Source organism: Bradyrhizobium sp. CIR48 (assembly GCF_014198315.1).
In the GTDB taxonomy this organism is placed as follows: Bacteria; Pseudomonadota; Alphaproteobacteria; order Rhizobiales; family Xanthobacteraceae; genus Bradyrhizobium.
The window spans coordinates 132,629-150,859 of sequence record NZ_JACIHG010000006.1; the positions used below are offsets into that span (position 1 = coordinate 132,629).

Consider the following 18,231-nt stretch of genomic DNA (forward strand, 5'->3'; position numbering starts at 1 on the left):
GATGGGCGAGCGCTCCACCATGCCGCTGATCGAGGTCGACAATCTCGGTGTCCGCCTCAACACCAGCCGCGGGCCGGCACAGGCCGTGCGCGGCGTCAGCTTCTCCCTCAAGCGCGGCGAGACGCTGGGGTTGGTCGGCGAATCCGGCTGCGGCAAGTCGGTCACCGCGATGTCGCTGATGGGGCTGTTGCCCGATAGCGCCGTGGTCTCGGGCAGCATCAAGCTCGACGGCAACGAGCTCGCGGGCTTATCGGATGCCGATTACTGCCGCCTGCGCGGCAACCGCATCAGCATGATCTTCCAGGAGCCGATGACCGCGCTCAATCCGATGCACACGATCGGGCATCAGGTGGCCGAGCCGCTGCGACGTCACAAGAAGCACTCGGCGGCGCAGGCGCGCAAAGAAGCCATCGCCTTGCTCGACCGCGTCGGACTGCCCGATCCGGCGCGGCGGGTCGACGCCTATCCGCACCAGTTTTCCGGCGGTCAGCGCCAACGCATCACCATCGCGATGGCGCTCGCCTGCGAGCCTGATCTCTTGATCGCGGACGAGCCGACCACCGCGCTCGACGTCACCATCCAGGGCCAGATCCTCGACCTCATCGCCGATCTCGTCGAGGAGCGCGGCATGTCGATGATCCTGATCTCGCACGATCTCGGCGTCATCGCCGAGAACGTGCAGCGCATGATGGTGATGTATGGCGGCACCGTCGTCGAGAGCGGGCCGACCGACGAGGTGTTCCGCCGCATGGGGCATCCCTATACGCAGGGCCTGTTCCGCGCCCGGCCGAAGCTCGGCGCGCGCAAGGGGACGCGGCTGAAGACGATTTCGGGCACCGTACCGGAGCTTGCGGATCTGGCGGCGGGGTGCACGTTCTCCGACCGATGTCCGCTCGTGATCGATCAATGCCGCGCCGCGCTTCCGCCGATGGTCGACGTCGGACCCCGGCACGTCGTGCGTTGCATCAGGACGGATGTCTCCATGGCTGAAAACGTCGGAGCGCTGTCCGCATGATCGCTGCGCCCCTTCTCGACGTGAAGGATCTCGAGCAGCGCTACGCCCTGCCGCGGGAGAGCCTGTTTCGCCCGCCGGGCCAGGTGCGCGCGCTCAATGGCGTCAGCGTGCAGGTTGCCGCCGGCAAGAGCCTCGGCGTCGTCGGCGAGTCCGGCTCGGGCAAGTCGACCTTCGCGCGGCTGGTGATGGCGTTGGAGCGGCCGACGTCGGGCCAGGTCGCGCTGCTCGGCCGCGATCTCAACCGTATCCCGCCCGACGAACTGCGCCGCGCGCGGCGCGATTTTCAGATGGTGTTCCAGGATCCTTACGGCTCGCTCGATCCGCGCCAGACCATAGCCCGCATCGTCGCCGAGCCGCTCACTGTGCTGGAAGAGGCCGACCGCACCACTTTTCGTGCGCGCGTCGCCGCAGTGCTGCGCCAGGTCGGCTTGCGCGATGCCGACATGGAGAAGTATCCGCACGAATTCTCCGGCGGCCAGCGCCAGCGCATCGCCATTGCGCGCGCGCTGATCACCCAGCCGAAGCTGATTGTCGCCGACGAGCCGGTCTCCGCGCTCGACGTCTCCGTGCAGGCGCAGGTGCTGAACCTGATGCAGGATCTGCAGGAGCAGTTCGGGCTGAGCTACATCCTGATCAGCCATGACCTCGCTGTCGTCGACTATCTCTGCGACGAGGTCGCGGTGATGTATCTCGGCCGGATCGTCGAGCAGGGTCGGCCCGACGACCTGTTCGAGCATTGCGCCCATCCCTATACGCGGGCGCTGCTGGAAGCGGTGCCGCGGGCGCGCGCCGGCGGCGGCCGGCGGCGGCGCGGGGGCCAGGCGATCGCCTCGCAATCGGCGGCGGCAGCCGGATGCCCCTATGTCGCGCGCTGTCCGCTCGCCGACCAGCATTGCCGCGAGGCCCTGCCTGCGTTACGCAAGGTGGGCGAGGGGCACCTTGCCGCCTGCCACAAGGCCGAAGCCGTGATGGCGTTGCCGCAGGCGGCCATGGAAGGTTAGTGTCCGGAGCAGGATTGGCGTAGGCTCACGAAGACAGCAGGCCGGGGAGTTACGAGATGTTCAGGAAACTATCCATCGTCGCATTTGCCGCCGCGCTGGTCGCGGCGCCTCTGCCGGTGCTGGCGCAGAGCAAGAAGGACAGCGTCGTCATGGCCATGGCGCTGGAGCCGCCGGGGCTCGATCCGACCAACGCCGCCGCCGCCGCGATCGCCGAGGTCACGCTCTACAACATCTACGAGACCCTGACCAAGATCAACGAGGACGGCTCCGTTTCGCCCTTGCTGGCGGAGAGCTGGACCGCTTCGCCGGACCTGAAGACCTATACGTTCAAGCTGCGCAAGGGCGTCAAATTCCACAACGGCGAGGCATTCGATTCCGCCGCGGTGAAGTTCTCGTTCGAGCGCAACGCCGCGCCGACCAGCACCAACAAGGACAAGAGCCTGTACCAGGCCTTCGAGAAGGTCGAGGCGCCCGATGCCGACACGGTCGTGATCACGGTGAAATATTCCGAGCCGAACCTGCCGTTCTTGCTCGGCCAGGCGGGCGGCTCGATCGTCGAGCCGAAGAGCGCTGCCACCAACGTCACGCAGCCGGTCGGCACCGGGCCCTATCAGCTAGGCGCGTGGGCCAAAGGCTCCTCGATCACGCTGAATAAGTGGGCCGATTATCGCAACGCCTCGGCGATCAAGCTTTCGAAGGTGACGATCCGCTTCATCTCCGATCCGGCCGCGCAGGTGGCGGCGCTGCTGTCGGGCGACGTCGATGCGTTCCCGCGCGTCGCCGCGGCGCGCGCCCTGGCCCAGTTCAAAGCCGATCCGCGTTTCACGGTGCTGGTCGGCGGCTCCAGGGCCAAGACCATCGTCGCGATCAACCATCGCAAGAAGCCGCTGGACGACGTCCGCGTCCGCCGCGCCATCCTCGCCGCGATCGACCGCAAGGCCATGATCGACGGCGCCGTCGACGGCTTCGGCACGCCGATCGGTAGCTTCTATGTGCCGGGGGCGCTCGGCTATGTCGACACCACCGGCATCAATCCCTACGACCCCGAGAAGGCCAAGAAGTTGCTCACTGAAGCCGGCGTCACCACGCCGCTCGAATTGTCGCTCAAGCTGCCGCCGCCGTCCTATGCGCGGCAGGGCGGCGAGATCGCCGCAGCCCAGCTCGCCAAGGTCGGCATCGTCGCCAAGATAGAGAACGTCGAATGGGCGCAATGGCTGTCGCAGGTGTTCGCCGGCAACGGTCCGCACAATTTCGACCTCACCATCGTCAGCCATGTCGAACCGTTCGATCTCGTGAAGATCACCGAGCCGGATTACTACCTCGGCTACAACAACGAGAAGTTCAACGCACTCTACAAGCAGATCGTGTCGACGCCCGAGGAGGCCGCTCGCGCCAAGCTGCTCGGCGACGCCCAGCGCATGCTGGCCACCGACGCCGTCTCCGCCTACCTCTATCAGCCGCAGCTGATCACCATTACAGCCAAGAAGCTGAAGGGCGTCTGGAAGGACGTCCCGCAGTACGAGAACGATTTCTCGACATGGTCCTGGGAGTAGGGCGCTCCATCAAGTCGAGCGTATCGCGTCAATCTTGGCCTCTCCCCATCGGGGAGAGGCCATTCGTTTGACGCGTCCAAACAAAAAACTAAAAAACAACCCCATGCACAGTAGCCGGGCATAGTCATTTCAATGGCTTGCACGTTGCGTCGCAATGGCTTGTGCGTTGCGTCGTTCAATGGTCGATACGCTGGAACATTGACCCGTCGGGCAAAACACCGGCAATATTCCATCATCGCGGTCTCGTGGTTCGGGCCGCTGTCGGGCAAGGCACGCCGTGAAGATGCCGATGCCGCCTGGTGGAGTCGCAAGCAGATTCCCCGGCGTTCGCTCGGCTGCTTTTGCCGGCAGGTCATCAAACCTTCACGGATGCGCAATCTGAGGTGACGATCCGCACGCCGCCGCCGCGGTTCCATGCGCGCGATCAAACTCTCTCCCGAATTCCTGCAAATCTCTGCCATCTACCAAAGGTAGATTCGCTCCCGGTGAAGCGTGGTCAACAACGCGTCTTGCAAAAAAGAAAGCTCTGCAGGCGTCAGGTCCGCTTCCGACAATGAAAATGGGAGTTACGCCATGCAGCATCTGCCGAACGACACCTACGACGTCACGCTTGACCAATTTGGCCAAATCGCGACCGTGTATGGAGACCCCGGCTTTCCGGCATCCACCGACGTCGTGGGCGGCAACGACACCGTGACGGCCAGTGTCGCCGCGCTCAATGCAAAACTCACGATCTTCGGTGACGACCACACGATGCTCCTTGGTCATTCCCAGGGCGGAAACGACACGTTGATCGCCGACATCGACGGCGGCTGGGACACCGCCCTCGTGGTCGGCGATACCCAATCGATGATCGATGATTCCAAGGGCGGCAACGACACCATCGTCGCGGATGCCGGCCGCACCATCTACACGACGATCTCGGCGTTCGGGGATGTCGCCGGCGACATGTCGGGCAATGCGCAGGGCGGCCATGACGACATCACCGGCTCAATCGCGTGGCGCGGCGGCGCCAACCTGTTCGCCGGCGATGCCGGCGGTTCAATGATGGACACTTCGCACGGCGGCAACGACACACTCGATGTCGCCGTGCTCACGACGGACGGCGGGGCGACTGTCAGCGGAGACGCCATCGGTTCCCTGAGGGGGCTCGCGCAGGGCGGCAACGACAACCTGACCGTCACCTTGAACGGTGGCAGCCCCATCTCGAGCGGAGCCTTGTTCGGGGATTCGGCTGAAACCCTGATGGACTTCGCCCAAGGCGGCGACGATGTGCTCACCGTCAAGCTCGACGGCCAGTATGCGGAAGCCGGCGCGCAGATGTACGGCGATGCGCCGACCATGGTGGGCAATTCCCATGGCGGCAACGACGTCCTCAATGGCGGCGCGGGCCGCGATTTCATGTATGGCGACGCGCGAATCTACGAACCGGCGACACCAGGCTCGATCACCGGCGGCGTCGACACGCTGAACGGCGGGGCTGGCGACGACCGGATGTGGGGCGGGGGAAACAGCGACTTGTTCGTCTTCAACACCGACTCGGGCAACGACACGATCGTCGACTTCGGTCAGGGCAACAAGGCCGTCGGCAGCACCGCGGTGGAACAGGATCTGATCGACGTGCAGGACTACGGCTTTGCAGACTGGACGGCGCTGTCGAAACTGATCAGCGACAACTCCGCCGGCGATGCCGTGATCCATCTTTCCGCCAATGATTCAATCACGCTGGACGGGGTTCACACGGCGAACCTGCATCCAACCGACTTCATCATCTGAAGGCGCAGAGCAAGAGCGGCGGTGTCGCCCCGCGACGCGGAGCGCCATCGCGGCTGCGCAATGACGAGTTTCGCCGCACGGCGCAGCGAACCCGTCGCCATCAAACTCTGTCCCGAATTCCAGCAAACCTCCGCCATCGACCAGAACTAAATTCGTCTCCGTGAAGCGTGGTCACAGCACGTCGCGCAAAAATTCCAGCGACGTGAGCCCCGCTTCCGACAATGAAATGGGAGTTACGCCATGCAATATCTGCCGAACGACACCATCGACGTCCTGCTCGACCAGTTTGGTCAGATCGAAACCCTCTACGGCGATCCGAATTTTCCGACCACCACGGATGCCTGGGGCGGCAACGACACCGTGACGGTCACCGTCACCCAGCCGGAAGTTGACGTCACGATCTTCGGCGAGGACGACACGACGTTGCATGGCCACTCCCGCGGCGGCAACGACACCCTGACCGTTACCGGGAGCTACGGCTGGAATGCCTTCCTCGTGGTCGGCGACGCCCGGGCAATGACCGACGACGCCAGGGGCGGCAACGACACGATCAGTGTCGGGGCCGATTCGCTTTACACCGACGTGCATGTTTTCGGTGATGTCGCCGGCGACATGTCGGGCAATTCGCACGGCGGCAGTGACACCATCACGAGCGCGGTGGGCTGGCGAAGCTACGACCATGTGTACGCCGGCGATGCCGGCGGTTCCATGAGCGGCACGGCGCAGGGCGGCAATGACACGCTCGACATCACTGTGAACACCATGCAGGGCTTTGCGACAGCTAGCGGCGATTCCATCGGCTCCATCGGCGGCGATGCGCATGGTGGCAACGACAACATCACCTTTACCTTCGGCACCGACGTCGTCTGGACCGCTGGATTCGGCTACGGAGATTCGGCGACCTCGCTGACCGACAATGCCCAAGGGGGAGATGATATTCTCACAATCGAGTTCGATGGCGTCGACAGCCTCCATTATACGAACCCGGAGCTCTTCGGCGATGCGCGGACCATGTCCGGCAATGCCCAAGGCGGTAACGATATTCTCACCGGCGGAGCAACCAACGATCACCTCTATGGTGATGCCGCGAACTATGCCCCCGCGACGCCGGGCTCGATCACCGGCGGCAGGGATATTCTCAACGGCGGCACCGGCGATGACCAGCTTTCCGGCGGCGGAAACAGCGACACCTTCGTCTTCAACACCGGCTCCGGCAATGACCTGATCACCGATTTCGATCAGGGCAACAAGGCGGTCGGCAGCACGGTGACCGAGCACGACCTGATCAATGTGCACGATTACGGGTTTGCGGACTGGACGGCGCTGTCGAGCCTGATCAGCGACAATGCCGCCGGCGACGCCGTGATTCATCTATCGGCGAGCGACAGCATCACGCTCGACGGCGTCCACGCGGCGAGCCTGCACCAGACCGACTTCCTCATCTGAGCGAGTTGCTCTGGAAGCAACGATCTCGCCCCGCCTGCGGCGGGGCGAGACTCGGGTTGCATCTTGGCCGCCTAGCAGCGCTACCACTTCGGCGCTTGGACGACCGCTTCTGACCCGAAGCGGGCTTGCTGTGCCAGGCCGAAGCTGATTATTCAGTCTTATCAGCTGAACCCTTGCGCAGCGCCTCTAAGGCTATACGGGCGTGGTGGGCTGCTTTCTGGTTGCCCACCGTTTCGATCTTTTCCAGTGCCCAGGTCAAATACTGCATAGCAGCCTGGACGTCAGCAGTTTGGTCGGTCATATGACCGTTTCTATCGAATTATGATCGGTTCGTCCCGCGCTTGCTGCGCATAAGCGAATTGCATCAGCGATGGCGGCTGTGGCCAAAAGTGAACAGTCTCGCGGTGACGGAAGGAGCATTATCGGCTGTTGCTCCCCGAGTTCATCGCACCATTGCGGTTCAGATCGGCGGAAGAGCTGATCAAGTTGGCGAACAGCGGAAGCGGCTGCTGCAAAAGCTGCAACTCAGGTCCCAGTCTCAGATTGTAGACGCCGCCACGGGTGGGCATCTTGGCCATCTTACAAACTCACGATGGCCGCTGACGAAGCGGCGCTCTGGCCGAGGCATGAGTACGGCGGCTTCGAACCGCCGACCTAAACTTTGGCTGATCAAATACCGGTAAGTATACTGCCCCGGACAAATATACTGTCCGTAGCTGTCATAGTCGCAGCCGGAGTTGTAGTAACCGTAAGCACCGGCCGCAGCGGCTGCGCCAACCGCCGCAGCGCCATACCCCAACCTCGGCGCCGGCCAGGGTCTTGAGGGCATGGCGACGTCCGATGTCCTTGAGCGTTTCCATTTTCATACTGTCGGCCCCAATTTGGCACGAGGCAGCACTGTCACCATGCTGCGCCCGGAAACCGCCTCAACCGGGGCTCCCGGCAAGGCCATTCAGCTCATCGATCGCATCATCCGGCAAATCGAGTTCGGCCGCGGCGAGATTCTCGCGCAGATGCGCGACGGACGAAGTGCCGGGGATAAGCAGGATGTTAGGTGAGCGACGAAGGAGCCAAGCAAGCGCGACCTGCATGGGCGTTGCGCCGAGGCGAGCGGCGACATCGGTTAGAGTGGACGATTGCAGGGGGGTGAACCCGCCGAGCGGGAAGAACGGCACGTAGGCAGTGCCGTCCCGGGCAAGGTCGTCGATCAAGGAGTCGTCAGACCTGTGGGCCAGATTGTATTGGTTCTGAACGCAGACGATCTTGCAAATCTTGCGTCCTTCCGCGACCTGCGTCGCGGTCACGTTGCTCAGCCCAATATGCCTTATCAGGCCCTGACGTTGGAGATCGGCCAAGACGTTCAGCGGCGCTTCGATCGAGCCTTCGGCGGGGCCATGCCGGTCGATCATGACGCGGAAGTTGACGACATCGAGTGCGTCGACCCCGAGATTTTTCAGATTGTCGTGGACCGCCTGGGTGAGCTCTTCGCGCGAGAAGGCCGGATTCCATGAGGCGTCCGCGCCACGCCGAGCCCCGATTTTGGTGTCGATGACGAGATCCCTGGGGTAGGGGTGCAGCGCCTCACGGATCAACTGGTTTGTGACATGTGGGCCGTAGAAGTCGGCTGTGTCGATATGGTTCACGCCGGACGCGATGGCCGCTCGCAGCACAGCCAATGCGGCGGTGCGATCCCTGGGCGGACCGAACACGTGCGGGCCAGCAAGCTGCATGGCACCGTAGCCAAGCCGCTTCACGCGGCGGTCTCCGAGGTCAAAGCTGGCAGTTAGGCCGGTGTTGGGCATAGGTCATCTCCATAAGAACCAATGGCCGGTAGGTAGACGTTGCCCGCGCGCTCGATAACCGGGTACAATCCGAACGGGTTGTTCGGAGAAGCGAACAGTGAAAGTCGATCTGGGTGAACTGAACGCTTTTGTGACCGTCGCGCGGGCCGGAGGCTTTCGGGACGGAGCTCGGTCGAGCGGAGCCAGTGCGTCAGGACTCAGCGAAGCGGTAACCAGGCTGGAAGCGCAACTCGGCGTCAGATTGTTGAACCGGACGACGCGAACCGTGGTGCCCACTGAGGCAGGTCAACGTCTCCTCGAGCGGCTCGGGCCAGCATTCGCCGAGGTGGAAGCTGCCGTCGATGTTGTCAACAGCTCCCGCAACAGGCCAGCAGGTACGCTGCGTCTGAACGTACCGGTCAGTGCGGCACGCCTCGTGCTGCCCACCATCGCGCCGCCCTTTCTCGCCGCTTATCCTGACATCCGGCTTGAAGTGATTGCGGAGAATAACTTTATCGACGTTCTGGCCGCTGGTTGTGACGCTGGCATCCGATACGACGAGCGTCTGGAGCAGGACATGATGGCGATTCCAATCGGTCCTCGCGTTCAGCGCTTTGCAACCGCTGCCTCTCCAAACTACCTGGATCGCTACGGCCGGCCCAATCATCCTCGCGAGCTTGTCAACCACGCTTGCCTTGGCAGTCGTCTTTCGTCCGGCGCGATGGTGGCTCCCTGGGAGTTTGAACGGGAGGGCGAAATGGTTCGCGTTGAACCCAAAGGGCCGCTGCTGGTCAGCGTCGGGGCAGCGACAGATCTCGCCGTTGCCGCCGCCATCGCCGGTACCGGCATTGTCACCCTCTTCGAGGACTGGCTTCGTCCCCATCTCGCCAGTGGTCAGCTCGAGCCGGTCCTCGAACCCTGGTGGCAAAGCTTTTCGGGTCCCTTTCTATACTATCCTGGCAGACGTCTCGTGCCGGCGCCGTTGCGCGCATTCATAGACTTCGTAAGGGGTGTAGCATCGCACTCAGCGCTCGGCGCGACGCCCACCGCGTAGGCAATGCGTTTGCTAGTAGCGAGACGCTCGCTTCTTGAGAGTTGAGAGACTGCTCGATTCCACTCCAGACGCTATGCGGACGCGACGTGAGACAGTCGAGCATCCCTTCGGCGCGATCAAGGCCGTATGGGTGCGACCCACGACGGGCGGTTCGAGTGAAGGCGGCGGCGCACCGTTTGGAAACGATGCGCCGCTATAGGTCATGCTGCCCTGGCGTGGACGTTGCCGATCCAGTCGCGGGCGAGTGTCAAATCGGCTTGCGACAATTGATGGCCTGCCGGCAGGACCCTATGGGTCACGCTCGCGCCTGCTTGCGAGAGCAGAGCCGCAAGCTTGGCCGAATTGCCGGCCGGCACGATCGGATCAGCCTGCCCGGACAGCAGCAGGACCGGCTTGCCGGCAAGATCGGCCGTAGGCGGATCCGACAGCGGCACCATCGCGCGCAGCAGGATCGCGCCGGCCAGCACCTCCGGCTTCAGCAGCAACAGCGCGGCTGCGATGTTGGCGCCGTTGGAGAATCCGACCGCGACCGGCGCGGCGATGCCGTAGCGCTGCCGAGCCTCGTTGACGAAGTCGCCGAGCTCGTTCGCGCGGCGGCGGACGTCGTCCTCGTCGAACACACCTTCGGCGAGGCGGCGGAAGAAGCGCGGCATGCCGTGCTCGAGCACGCGGCCGCGCGGCGAGAGCAAGGCGGACCCCGGCGAGATCATCTTACCGAGCCCGAGCAGGTCGTTCTCGTCGCCGCCGGTGCCGTGCAGCAGCAGCAGCGGAGGGGAGCCCGCGCTGGCCGCGGGCTCGAAGCGATGGATGAATTCAGTCTCGGTCATGACACGGTCTCTTCCAGATTCGGCAGAACGTCCTCGATCTGCTTGCGCTGTGCTTCGAGGAAAGCAGGCAGCTTGAGGTCTTGCCCCAGCGTCGCGACAGGTTCGTCGACGGCGAAGCCGGGGATGTCGGTCGCAATCTCGAACAGCACGCCGCCGGGCTCGCGGAAGTAGATCGAGCGGAAGTAATTGCGATCCCTCTGTTCGGTCGGATGCAGGCCGTGATTGCTCACGAGCCTTTGCGCCATCTTGCTCTGCTCGGCATCGTCAGCCGCGCGGAACGCGATGTGATGCACCGAGCCGCCGCCCTGATGCCCGCGCAGGAAGCCCTTGGCCTCGTAGATGTCGACGACGCTGCCCTCGACATCGCCGGGCGCCTTGAAGCGGATCACCGAGCCTTCACGGCCGGTCTCCTTGAAGCCGAACACGTCGGTGAGGACGGCTGCCGTCTTCGCCGCGCTGTCGAGCAGCAAGGTCACGCCATGGAAACCGCGGATCGCGTGCTCGGCCGGCACGTCGCCATTGCTCCAGCCGGGCTCGTTCTCCGCACCCGGCACGCCGACCAGCGCGAGCGCCATGCCATCGGGATCGGTGAACGGCAGCACGGATTCGCCGAAGCGCTTTTCGAGCGCCTCATACGCGATGCCCTTCTCGGTGAAACGCTGGGTCCAGTAGCCGAGCGAGCGCTGCGGCACGCGGAAGGCAGTCTGATGGGTCTCGCCGACGCCGCGGCGCCCGGCCGGAACGCCCGCCCACGGAAAGAAGGTCAGGATGGTGCCGGGGCGGCCGGTCTCGTCGCCATAATAGAAGTGATAGGTGCCGGGATCATCGAAATTGACCGTCTTCTTGACGAAGCGCAGGCCGAGATCCCGCGTGTAGAAGCGGAAATTCCTGATGGGGTCGCCGGCAATCGCGGTGACATGGTGCAGTCCAGACATTGTCGTCCTCCAGAGTGTTCGGGGAGCGTCTTGCTCTGGCCGGAGATATCGTTCCGCTTTGGATTGGAGACAATCCATGCAAATATGACGGCTATGTCTATGATTTGGAAACAATCACCGGGGCCGGCCCTTGGATAAGGTCGCCAGCCTCCGGGCCTTCGTGAAAGTGGTCGAAAGCGGCAGTTTTGCCGAAGCGGGCCGGCAGTTGCGGCTGTCGCGTTCGGCGATCAGCAAATACGTCGCCGACTTAGAGGAGAGCCTCGGCGTGCAGCTCCTGAACCGGACCACGCGGCATGCCAGCCCGACCGAGAACGGCCAGCGCTATTTCGAGCGCGCACTCGTCATCCTCTCGGAGATCGAGGCCGCCGACCAGGCGGTGACGCAGGCCCAGTCGGCGCCGCGCGGCCTGCTCCGCGTCAACGCGCCGATGTCGTTCGGCACGATGCGGCTCGGGCCGGTGCTGGCCGATTTCATGGCGCGCTATGGCGAGCTTCAGCTCCAGATCGTGCTCAGCGACGATCTGCTCGATCCCGTCCAGGACGGTTTTGACGTGACCTTGCGGATCGCGGAACTGGAATCGTCGAGCCTGATCGCGCGGAAAATCATGCCGGTGGCGCGCATGATCTGCGCTTCGCCGGATTATCTCGCACGTCACGGCACGCCAAAGCACCCGCAGGATCTGCGCGAGCACGCCTCGCTGACATACGGCTTCCTGCTCACCGGCAATCAGTGGAAGCTAACAGGCGCCGATGGCGATCACTGGATCCAGCCGGCCTGGTCGCTCTGCGTCAACAATGCCGAGGTGCTGCGCGACGTCGCGATCAAGGGCAGGGGGCTCGCGCTGCTGCCGGAGTTCATCGCCGCTGACGCGTTGCGGACAGGCAAGCTGCGCGCCGTCCTGCAAGACTATTTCGCGCCGCCGCTCGCGCTCTATGCGGTCTATCCGCCGACGCGGCATTTGTCGGTGAAGGTGCGGCTGTTCATCGACTTTCTCGTCGAGCGGTTTGGGCGCGATGAAGAAGCCGGCGCGCAGGCGGGCTGAGGCTGGGTCGGGAAGCCATGACTCTGCCCGGCAACGGCTCGCAGCGATCTATCGCGGCCGTCGCGGCGTCAACAGCCGTGGCCGGTGAGCGGGTGCTCGAGTTCAAGCTGATCACGAAGCCGATCGACCTCAAGGTCATAGAGGCCGCAAACGTCGAAGGACAGACGGTTGTGTCTGGGAAATTCTTTGGGGTCGCTGTCTTCACCGATGGCCGTATCGGAGTGAAAGAGTTCGTCAATACTTCGGACTTGCTCAAAGGATCGGGCCCCTTCTTCGGCTACAGCACGTACACGTTCGAGGAAGGCTCGATTACCGCGCGCTACACCGGTTCGGCCAAGGACGGCAAATCAACGGGCGAATACACAATCTTGTCGGGCACAGGTGCCTATGCGAACGCCACGGGTACGGGAACGATCGAAAGCGCGCCGAACCCGTTCAAAGGCGTCAACCTGCTGAACATAAAGCTCGTCGTTAAAACGTCCGGTTCGTGACAGCGCAATGGTCACAGGTCGCAAAGGAAGTTGACGCGGCGCGTTAGCCGGCCGGCGGCAGATTGCCGGCCGGCCGACCTGCCGAAGAACCCACCGCGCCAAGCGCGCCGGCTGGCCCATTCTGCACAGCCCCCGAAGAATGTTATTGCTTGAGCGACGCTGAAAAGGCGACCAGCGCGATCATGTCGTCGACACTGAGATTCTCGACAACCGGTTTCATGAGTTCGCTATTGGCGCCCTTCCGCGCGCCCGATTTGAAGTCATAGAGCTGCCGGAACATGTAGGTGGGCGAACGGGACGCAAGCCCCGGCGCGGTGGCAGTCCCGTTGAGGTCAGCACCGTGACAGGTCCCGCACTGGACGCGCGGATCGCTGTTCGTTGCCAGCGTCCGTCCTTTCTGAATGCTGCCTACCGGGACGTAGGCGATGAAACGAGCGCGCGAGTCCCGGCTGACAAAGTGTTCAACGTTTTCCGGTATCTCGATGATGCGCTGGCCGATGGGCTCTTTCTCGGCGCCGTCCAGCGGAGCCAGAAACAGGTCTCTCACCTGTGTTTTTGGCACCGCCTCGGCCTCAACGACGACAATATTCGATCTCGGCTTGATGGAGGCGAAGTAGGCTGCCGCCTCTGCGAGTTCTTGATCTGTCACCGCTTTGGACAACTTGATCATCAGGTCGGTGGCGACGCGAGGCGCGGAGTTCGTGCGCAGGCCCGTCTTGAACTCCGCCGTTTGCTGAATGATGTATTCCGCGGAGAGGCCAAATAGGCTGGCATTCTCAGGACCGCCCGGTCCGTCTGCCCGGTGGCAGACGCCGCACGCGAACACCTCTGGCTTTCTCCCCCTCTCCACGATGTCTGGCATTGGTGGATGATCGTCCGGATGCCAGTCGGGCGCGGCGAACAGATCGCGCACTTGCGTGAGCGTAAAACCGGCGGCGCTGTCAGGAACGTGCCTGATCGTGCCATCGTCTGGCGTGCGTTGAAAATTGGGCGGGTTGACCGGGTAGGCCCATGCTGGCGGGCCCTCCTGGATTTGCGCACGCGCCCCCGCCGCGGTGAGCAATGCCAACGAGAACACACATAGAGCAGTTGGAAATCTCATGGCTCTCGACCTCCCAGCGCGTCGGTGAAGCCAAACTGTACTTCCCGAAGGCGAAGATCAGGAGCGGCTAACCGACCGCTTGTCGGGCGACGGGACGCCGCAGCTCCTCCGCCACATCGAAAACACCATTCAACGCCGGGGACTCGCAGACGTCAATGTGCGATTTCAGCCGTCTTGGTCTGCTCAGGGTCAAACGCGAAGAGCTCGACCTGAGCAATTCTAGCTGACCGACCGCTGCTCGGCGGGCCCGAGCAGATCGTCGAGCGCGCTCATCGAGGCTGCTCGCAGCGCAGCGAGCTCACGCGCGGCACTCTGGCACTCGGGTGGAGACATCGTGGCTGCCGCCAGCTCGATCTCGCGGCAGCGCTCGAACATGCTAACGAGGCCGAGCGCGCTCGCGGCGCTGCCGAGCTGATGGGCGGACCGCGCGAGCTTCTCGTGATCGCCAATGTCCGCGGCCTTGACGATATCGCCGATCAGTTGCTCGCTCGTCTGCTGGAGAAGCTGGTTGAGTTTCGCGATTTGGGTCGCGCCCAGGAGTTCTTTCTGGTCGTCGAGGAAATGCCGGTCGATCAACGCACCTGCAGCGAGTTGCGCCGCGGCCGGCTCCACCTCCGGGTCGTCCTCGATCGCCTCGCGCAGCGCGTTGATCAGGATAGGCTTGCTGACGAGTTGGACAATGCCTGCCTCGGCGAGCCGTTCGCGCGCGCTGGAGGACACGTCGGCGGTGACGGCGATGATGCGCGGCATTCTCGGCAGGCCGAGCTTGCCGATCCGCGATGCTGCCTCGACGCCGTCCATGTCGGGCATGTGCAGGTCCATCAGGATGACGTCGAACGCCTGATCGCGGGCGAGCTCGATGGCCGAGGCGCCGTTTCTGGCGACCGTGGCATGATGGCCGAGCCGGTTCAGCATGGCTTCGCCGACCTCGCAATTGACGGGGTCGTCGTCGACCAGCAGCACGCGAAGCCGACGCGATGGCGGCGGAAGCGAACCTTGGGCGATGCCGCTGGCGGCCGGATCGAGCGGTACTTCAAGTGTGAACGTGCTGCCCGCGCCCGGCGTGCTCTCCACCGTCAGCTCGCCGCGCATCAAACGGCTGAGGCGCCGCGCGATTGCAAGTCCGAGGCCGGTGCCGCCGAACCGCCGCGCGATGCTGTCGTCCGCCTGGACGAAATCCTCAAAAATCCGCTCATGCATGTCGGGGGCGATGCCGATGCCGGTGTCGCGAACGGTAACGCGCAGCAGGACATGACCGTCACGGCGCTCGGCGGCTGCGTTGACGGCGACCGCGCCTGACGGCGTGAACTTGATGGCGTTGCCGATCAAATTGAGCAGGATGCGATTGAGCCTGACAGGATCGCCGTGCACCGAGGTCCTGACCGAGGCATCGCAGGCAAGGTCGAAGGTCAGTCCCTTGCCGAAGGCCTGGGGCCGCATCAGGTCGGCGGCCGTTTCGATCAGCTGGTCGAGGTGGAAATTACGCGGCTCCAGGGTTTCGGCGCTGGCCTCCAGGCGCGCATATTCCAGGATGGCATCGACCAGCGCGATCAGCGTCTCACCCGATGCCGCCGCGGTCGTGAGGTGGCGCCGCTGCGCCTCGCCCAGTTTGCCGTCGTCGAGCAGCTGCAGCACGCCCATGACGCCGTTCAGCGGCGTACGCAGTTCGTGGCTGACGACGGCGAGGAAGCGCGATTTGGTCTCATTGGCCGCCACCGCCGCGCTACGCGCGCGTTCGGCGGCATCGTGCTCGGCAAGAGCCTGATCGCGCGCTTTCTCCAGCTCGGAGGTGCGCTCGATCACCTTGCGCTCCAGCGTCGCGTAGGAATCGCGCAGATGCGCGGCCATCCGGTTGAACTGGTCGCCGAGCGCTTCCAGCTCGTCACCGGTCTTGATCGCGAGCCGCAGGCCGAGATCGCCGCTCCCGATCCGCCGTGCGCCCTGCGTCAGGAGCTGGATCGGCCCCGTCATGCGGCGGCTGAGAAAGAGAGAGACCAGCACCGCACCGGCCAGCAGGACGACGAGGAGAAAGGTGGAACGGCCAATCGACGCGTAGATCGGCGCATAGGCTTCGCTGAGCGGCAGCTCGACGAACACCAGCAGGCCGAGCGAGGGGACCGTTGCATAGGTCGACAGCACGCGCTGACCGGACAGGTCCTCCTTGACCAGGCCGCCGGAGGGCGGCCCCACGCCGTCGAGTGCGGCGCGGACGTCGGCATAGCCGGAGAGATCGCTGCGCTGCAGGGCCCGCCACAAATCGGGATGCGCGATCAGGACTCCCGTGCGGTCCACCACGTAGGCCTTGCCGGTGTTGCCGACCCTGATCCCGGCGACGAGGTCCCAGATGAAACGCAGATTGACCTCGGCGACGATCACATTGGGGTTGCGGCCAGTTCCGCGGGTGGCGAGCGTCATGAAGGGTTCGGTGTCGCCGAAGAAGTAGACCGGCCCGTAATAGGCCCGGCTTTCATTGGCGCCGCGAAAGGCGGGCGAGGCGGAGAGGTCGGCTTTACTGCCGATCCTGTCCGCCACACGGCGGGACACGCGCATCTGTTCAAGCCCGTGCGAGTCGAGCTCGGCGATTTCCGCGATCGCCGGAGAGAGGCGCAGGAGACGGATGGCGTTCAGGCGTTCGTCTTCATTGGTCGACAGCTCCGGCGGCAGGCGCGAGAGCCATCTGATCTGGTTTTCGATCTGGCCGATGAATTGACCGATCTGAATCGCCGCGGACGCCGCCTGCTCGCGCTGGGTCGCCGCCAGAAGCTGCTTCTGCTCGCGATAGGAGAACCAGACGTCGAAGCCGGTGTTGATGGCGAGTGCGGCAAAGGCGAGGGCGACGATCGAGTAGAGATATTTGCGGAACAGCCGGCCGGGAGGCGTTCGCAAATGTCCCTGGTCGACCGTTTCGTTCACTCGCGGATCTCGTCGGCGCGCGCGAGCAGTGTGAATGGTATGGTCAATCCCAGCGTGCGGGCGACCGTGCGGTTGATCAGCAGCTCGTATTTCCGCGGCGATTGCACCGGCAGGTCGCCGGCCTTGGTGCCGCGCAGGATGAGATCGACATAGTCGGCCGAACGCACTTCCAGCGTCGGCCCGTAGCTCATCAATCCGCCGGCCTCCATGAAGTAATGGAATGGATAGACCGTGGGCACGCGATACTTGGCGGCCGCCTCAACGACCGCCTTCCGGTTGACGACCAGGAAGCTGTCGACCAGCGCAATCAACGCCGCCTTGGGCGGCTCGGAGAAGCGCTTGACGGCTTCGTCGATGTCCGTCGGCGCGTTGACGGGGGCGGGGATTGCGGTCACTCCGGACCCGGCCGCCTCTTGCTCGATCGAGTCGAGGAAGAAACGCCCGCCGCGAGGGGTGGTCGCCGGGTTGAACAGGATACCGACGCGCGCGAGGTCGGGCACGGCTTCACGGATCAGCTGCAGCCATTTGCCGCCCATCTCGGCGGTGCTGTTGGTGAAGCCGGTAACGTTACCGCCGGGATGTGCAAGGCTTTCGACGAAGCCATTGCCGACGGGATCGTTGGCGGTCGCGAAGACGATCGGGATGGTCCTGGTGGCGGCAAGGACCGCAGCGGTTTCGACCGTCGACCCCGTCAGGATCACGTCCGGCTTCAGCTCCAGCAACTCCTGAATCGCGGCCTTCAGCCGGTCCGGTCCGCCGAAGGTCGAACGGAGCTCGAGGCGGAAGTTGGCGCCTTCGACCCAGCCGCGCTGCCTCAAGCCGGCGACGAGGCCACCGAGGCGGGAGGTCGTGCTGTCGATCAGGCTCCGCCGGGTCAGCTCGTCGTCGAGTGGCAATGCGGTCAACGACGCGACGATCCGCATGCGATCCGATGTTGCGCCGAGCGCGACCCATCCCGCGGCGGTTGCGCTCGCAAGGCGAATGAACCCGCGGCGATCGACCGCGAGAGCGGAAGGCCGTTCGGTCATGAAACTCTTTGCATGATGGCTTGCCCCGGAGCGGATGCTTAGCGCGAACGGCCGGCATCCACAATTGATGAAAAAATGCGCTTATGAATGCTCATTCGCAGCGTTTGGCAGCCCGATACCGTATTCCTACGCTGCCAAAGAGTCGCTGTTTCGAGCGCTGTCTCCTTCGTGACGCCTTGTAACGCCTTGTCGCGTTGCAACATTTTCCGTCTCGGTTGCGACGACGGTTCGCGGAAGGTGATTTCGCAGCTGCCGATTTTTGAAGCG

The 18,231-nt window shown here is 63.9% G+C and carries 16 protein-coding genes; 8 read left to right on the plus strand and 8 right to left on the minus strand.

From position 1 onward, the window contains the following. The first annotated feature begins 1 nt into the window (after position 1). The 5 genes from GGD66_RS19810 (at position 2) to GGD66_RS19830 (ending at position 6,791) form a co-directional block, all read left to right on the plus strand. Complete coding sequence (locus tag GGD66_RS19810; protein WP_183258723.1) at positions 2 to 1,015, plus strand: ABC transporter ATP-binding protein; 1,014 nt, start codon at positions 2 to 4, stop codon at positions 1,013 to 1,015. After that, entirely contained in the window at positions 1,012 to 2,016 is a 1,005-nt protein-coding gene (locus tag GGD66_RS19815) for an ABC transporter ATP-binding protein (protein ID WP_183258724.1), read from the plus strand. The genes GGD66_RS19810 and GGD66_RS19815 overlap by 4 nt, the downstream gene beginning before the upstream one ends. Positions 2,017 to 2,072: 56 nt before the next feature. Further along, positions 2,073 to 3,569 (plus strand): ABC transporter substrate-binding protein, encoded by a 1,497-nt coding sequence (locus GGD66_RS19820; protein ID WP_183258725.1) that lies wholly within the window; start codon positions 2,073 to 2,075, stop codon positions 3,567 to 3,569. A 492-nt stretch (positions 3,570 to 4,061) separates the two neighbouring features. After that, positions 4,062 to 5,345 (plus strand): hypothetical protein, encoded by a 1,284-nt coding sequence (locus GGD66_RS19825; RefSeq protein WP_312014149.1) that lies wholly within the window; start codon positions 4,062 to 4,064, stop codon positions 5,343 to 5,345. A gap of 240 nt (positions 5,346 to 5,585) precedes the next feature. Further along, on the plus strand, positions 5,586 to 6,791 hold the full coding sequence (locus GGD66_RS19830) for a calcium-binding protein (protein ID WP_092256252.1): 1,206 nt from the start codon (positions 5,586 to 5,588) through the stop codon (positions 6,789 to 6,791). A 148-nt stretch (positions 6,792 to 6,939) separates the two neighbouring features. Here GGD66_RS19830 and GGD66_RS19835 read toward each other — a convergent pair whose 3' ends face one another. The 3 genes from GGD66_RS19835 to GGD66_RS19845 form a co-directional block, all read right to left on the minus strand. Further along, on the minus strand, positions 6,940 to 7,092 hold the full coding sequence (locus tag GGD66_RS19835; protein WP_018315939.1) for a hypothetical protein: 153 nt from the start codon (positions 7,090 to 7,092) through the stop codon (positions 6,940 to 6,942). A gap of 118 nt (positions 7,093 to 7,210) precedes the next feature. After that, positions 7,211 to 7,369 carry a hypothetical protein gene (locus tag GGD66_RS19840; RefSeq protein WP_177237098.1) on the minus strand — a complete coding sequence of 53 codons (159 nt, stop codon included), beginning with the start codon at positions 7,367 to 7,369 and terminating at the stop codon, positions 7,211 to 7,213. A 348-nt stretch (positions 7,370 to 7,717) separates the two neighbouring features. Further along, positions 7,718 to 8,593: an aldo/keto reductase family oxidoreductase gene (locus GGD66_RS19845; RefSeq protein ID WP_092256250.1), complete on the minus strand. Its 876-nt coding sequence runs from the start codon at positions 8,591 to 8,593 to the stop codon at positions 7,718 to 7,720. Between the two features lie 97 nt (positions 8,594 to 8,690). Here GGD66_RS19845 and GGD66_RS19850 point away from each other — a divergent pair, with 97 nt between their 5' ends. After that, positions 8,691 to 9,626, plus strand: coding sequence for a LysR family transcriptional regulator (locus tag GGD66_RS19850; RefSeq protein ID WP_183258726.1), 936 nt, complete (start codon positions 8,691 to 8,693; stop codon positions 9,624 to 9,626). Positions 9,627 to 9,826: 200 nt separating this feature from the next. Here GGD66_RS19850 and GGD66_RS19855 read toward each other — a convergent pair whose 3' ends face one another. Together GGD66_RS19855 and GGD66_RS19860 are read right to left on the minus strand one after the other, a co-directional pair. Continuing rightward, positions 9,827 to 10,453, minus strand: coding sequence for an alpha/beta hydrolase (locus GGD66_RS19855; protein WP_183258727.1), 627 nt, complete (start codon positions 10,451 to 10,453; stop codon positions 9,827 to 9,829). Then, positions 10,450 to 11,388 carry a ring-cleaving dioxygenase gene (locus tag GGD66_RS19860; protein WP_183258728.1) on the minus strand — a complete coding sequence of 313 codons (939 nt, stop codon included), beginning with the start codon at positions 11,386 to 11,388 and terminating at the stop codon, positions 10,450 to 10,452. Before GGD66_RS19860 ends, GGD66_RS19855 begins: the two co-directional genes overlap by 4 nt. A gap of 130 nt (positions 11,389 to 11,518) precedes the next feature. Between GGD66_RS19860 and GGD66_RS19865 the strand changes: the two genes are divergently transcribed. Then, positions 11,519 to 12,430, plus strand: a complete 912-nt coding sequence (locus GGD66_RS19865; protein ID WP_183258729.1) for a LysR family transcriptional regulator — start codon at positions 11,519 to 11,521, stop codon at positions 12,428 to 12,430. Positions 12,431 to 12,447: 17 nt separating this feature from the next. Further along, positions 12,448 to 12,921: a hypothetical protein gene (locus GGD66_RS19870; protein WP_183258730.1), complete on the plus strand. Its 474-nt coding sequence runs from the start codon at positions 12,448 to 12,450 to the stop codon at positions 12,919 to 12,921. 142 nt (positions 12,922 to 13,063) lie between these two features. Here the strand turns inward: GGD66_RS19870 and GGD66_RS19875 are convergent, their stop codons facing one another. The 3 genes from GGD66_RS19875 to GGD66_RS19885 all read right to left on the minus strand — a co-directional run bounded on the left by GGD66_RS19875 (position 13,064) and on the right by GGD66_RS19885 (position 17,964). Further along, positions 13,064 to 14,023, minus strand: coding sequence for a c-type cytochrome (locus GGD66_RS19875; protein ID WP_246788924.1), 960 nt, complete (start codon positions 14,021 to 14,023; stop codon positions 13,064 to 13,066). Between the two features lie 219 nt (positions 14,024 to 14,242). Then, the gene (locus GGD66_RS19880; RefSeq protein ID WP_183258731.1) at positions 14,243 to 16,936 is read right to left on the minus strand and encodes a hybrid sensor histidine kinase/response regulator; all 2,694 of its coding nucleotides are present in this window, start codon (positions 16,934 to 16,936) and stop codon (positions 14,243 to 14,245) included. Continuing rightward, on the minus strand, positions 16,933 to 17,964 hold the full coding sequence (locus tag GGD66_RS19885) for an ABC transporter substrate-binding protein (RefSeq protein ID WP_183258732.1): 1,032 nt from the start codon (positions 17,962 to 17,964) through the stop codon (positions 16,933 to 16,935). Before GGD66_RS19885 ends, GGD66_RS19880 begins: the two co-directional genes overlap by 4 nt. Positions 17,965 to 18,231: the final 267 nt, after the last annotated feature.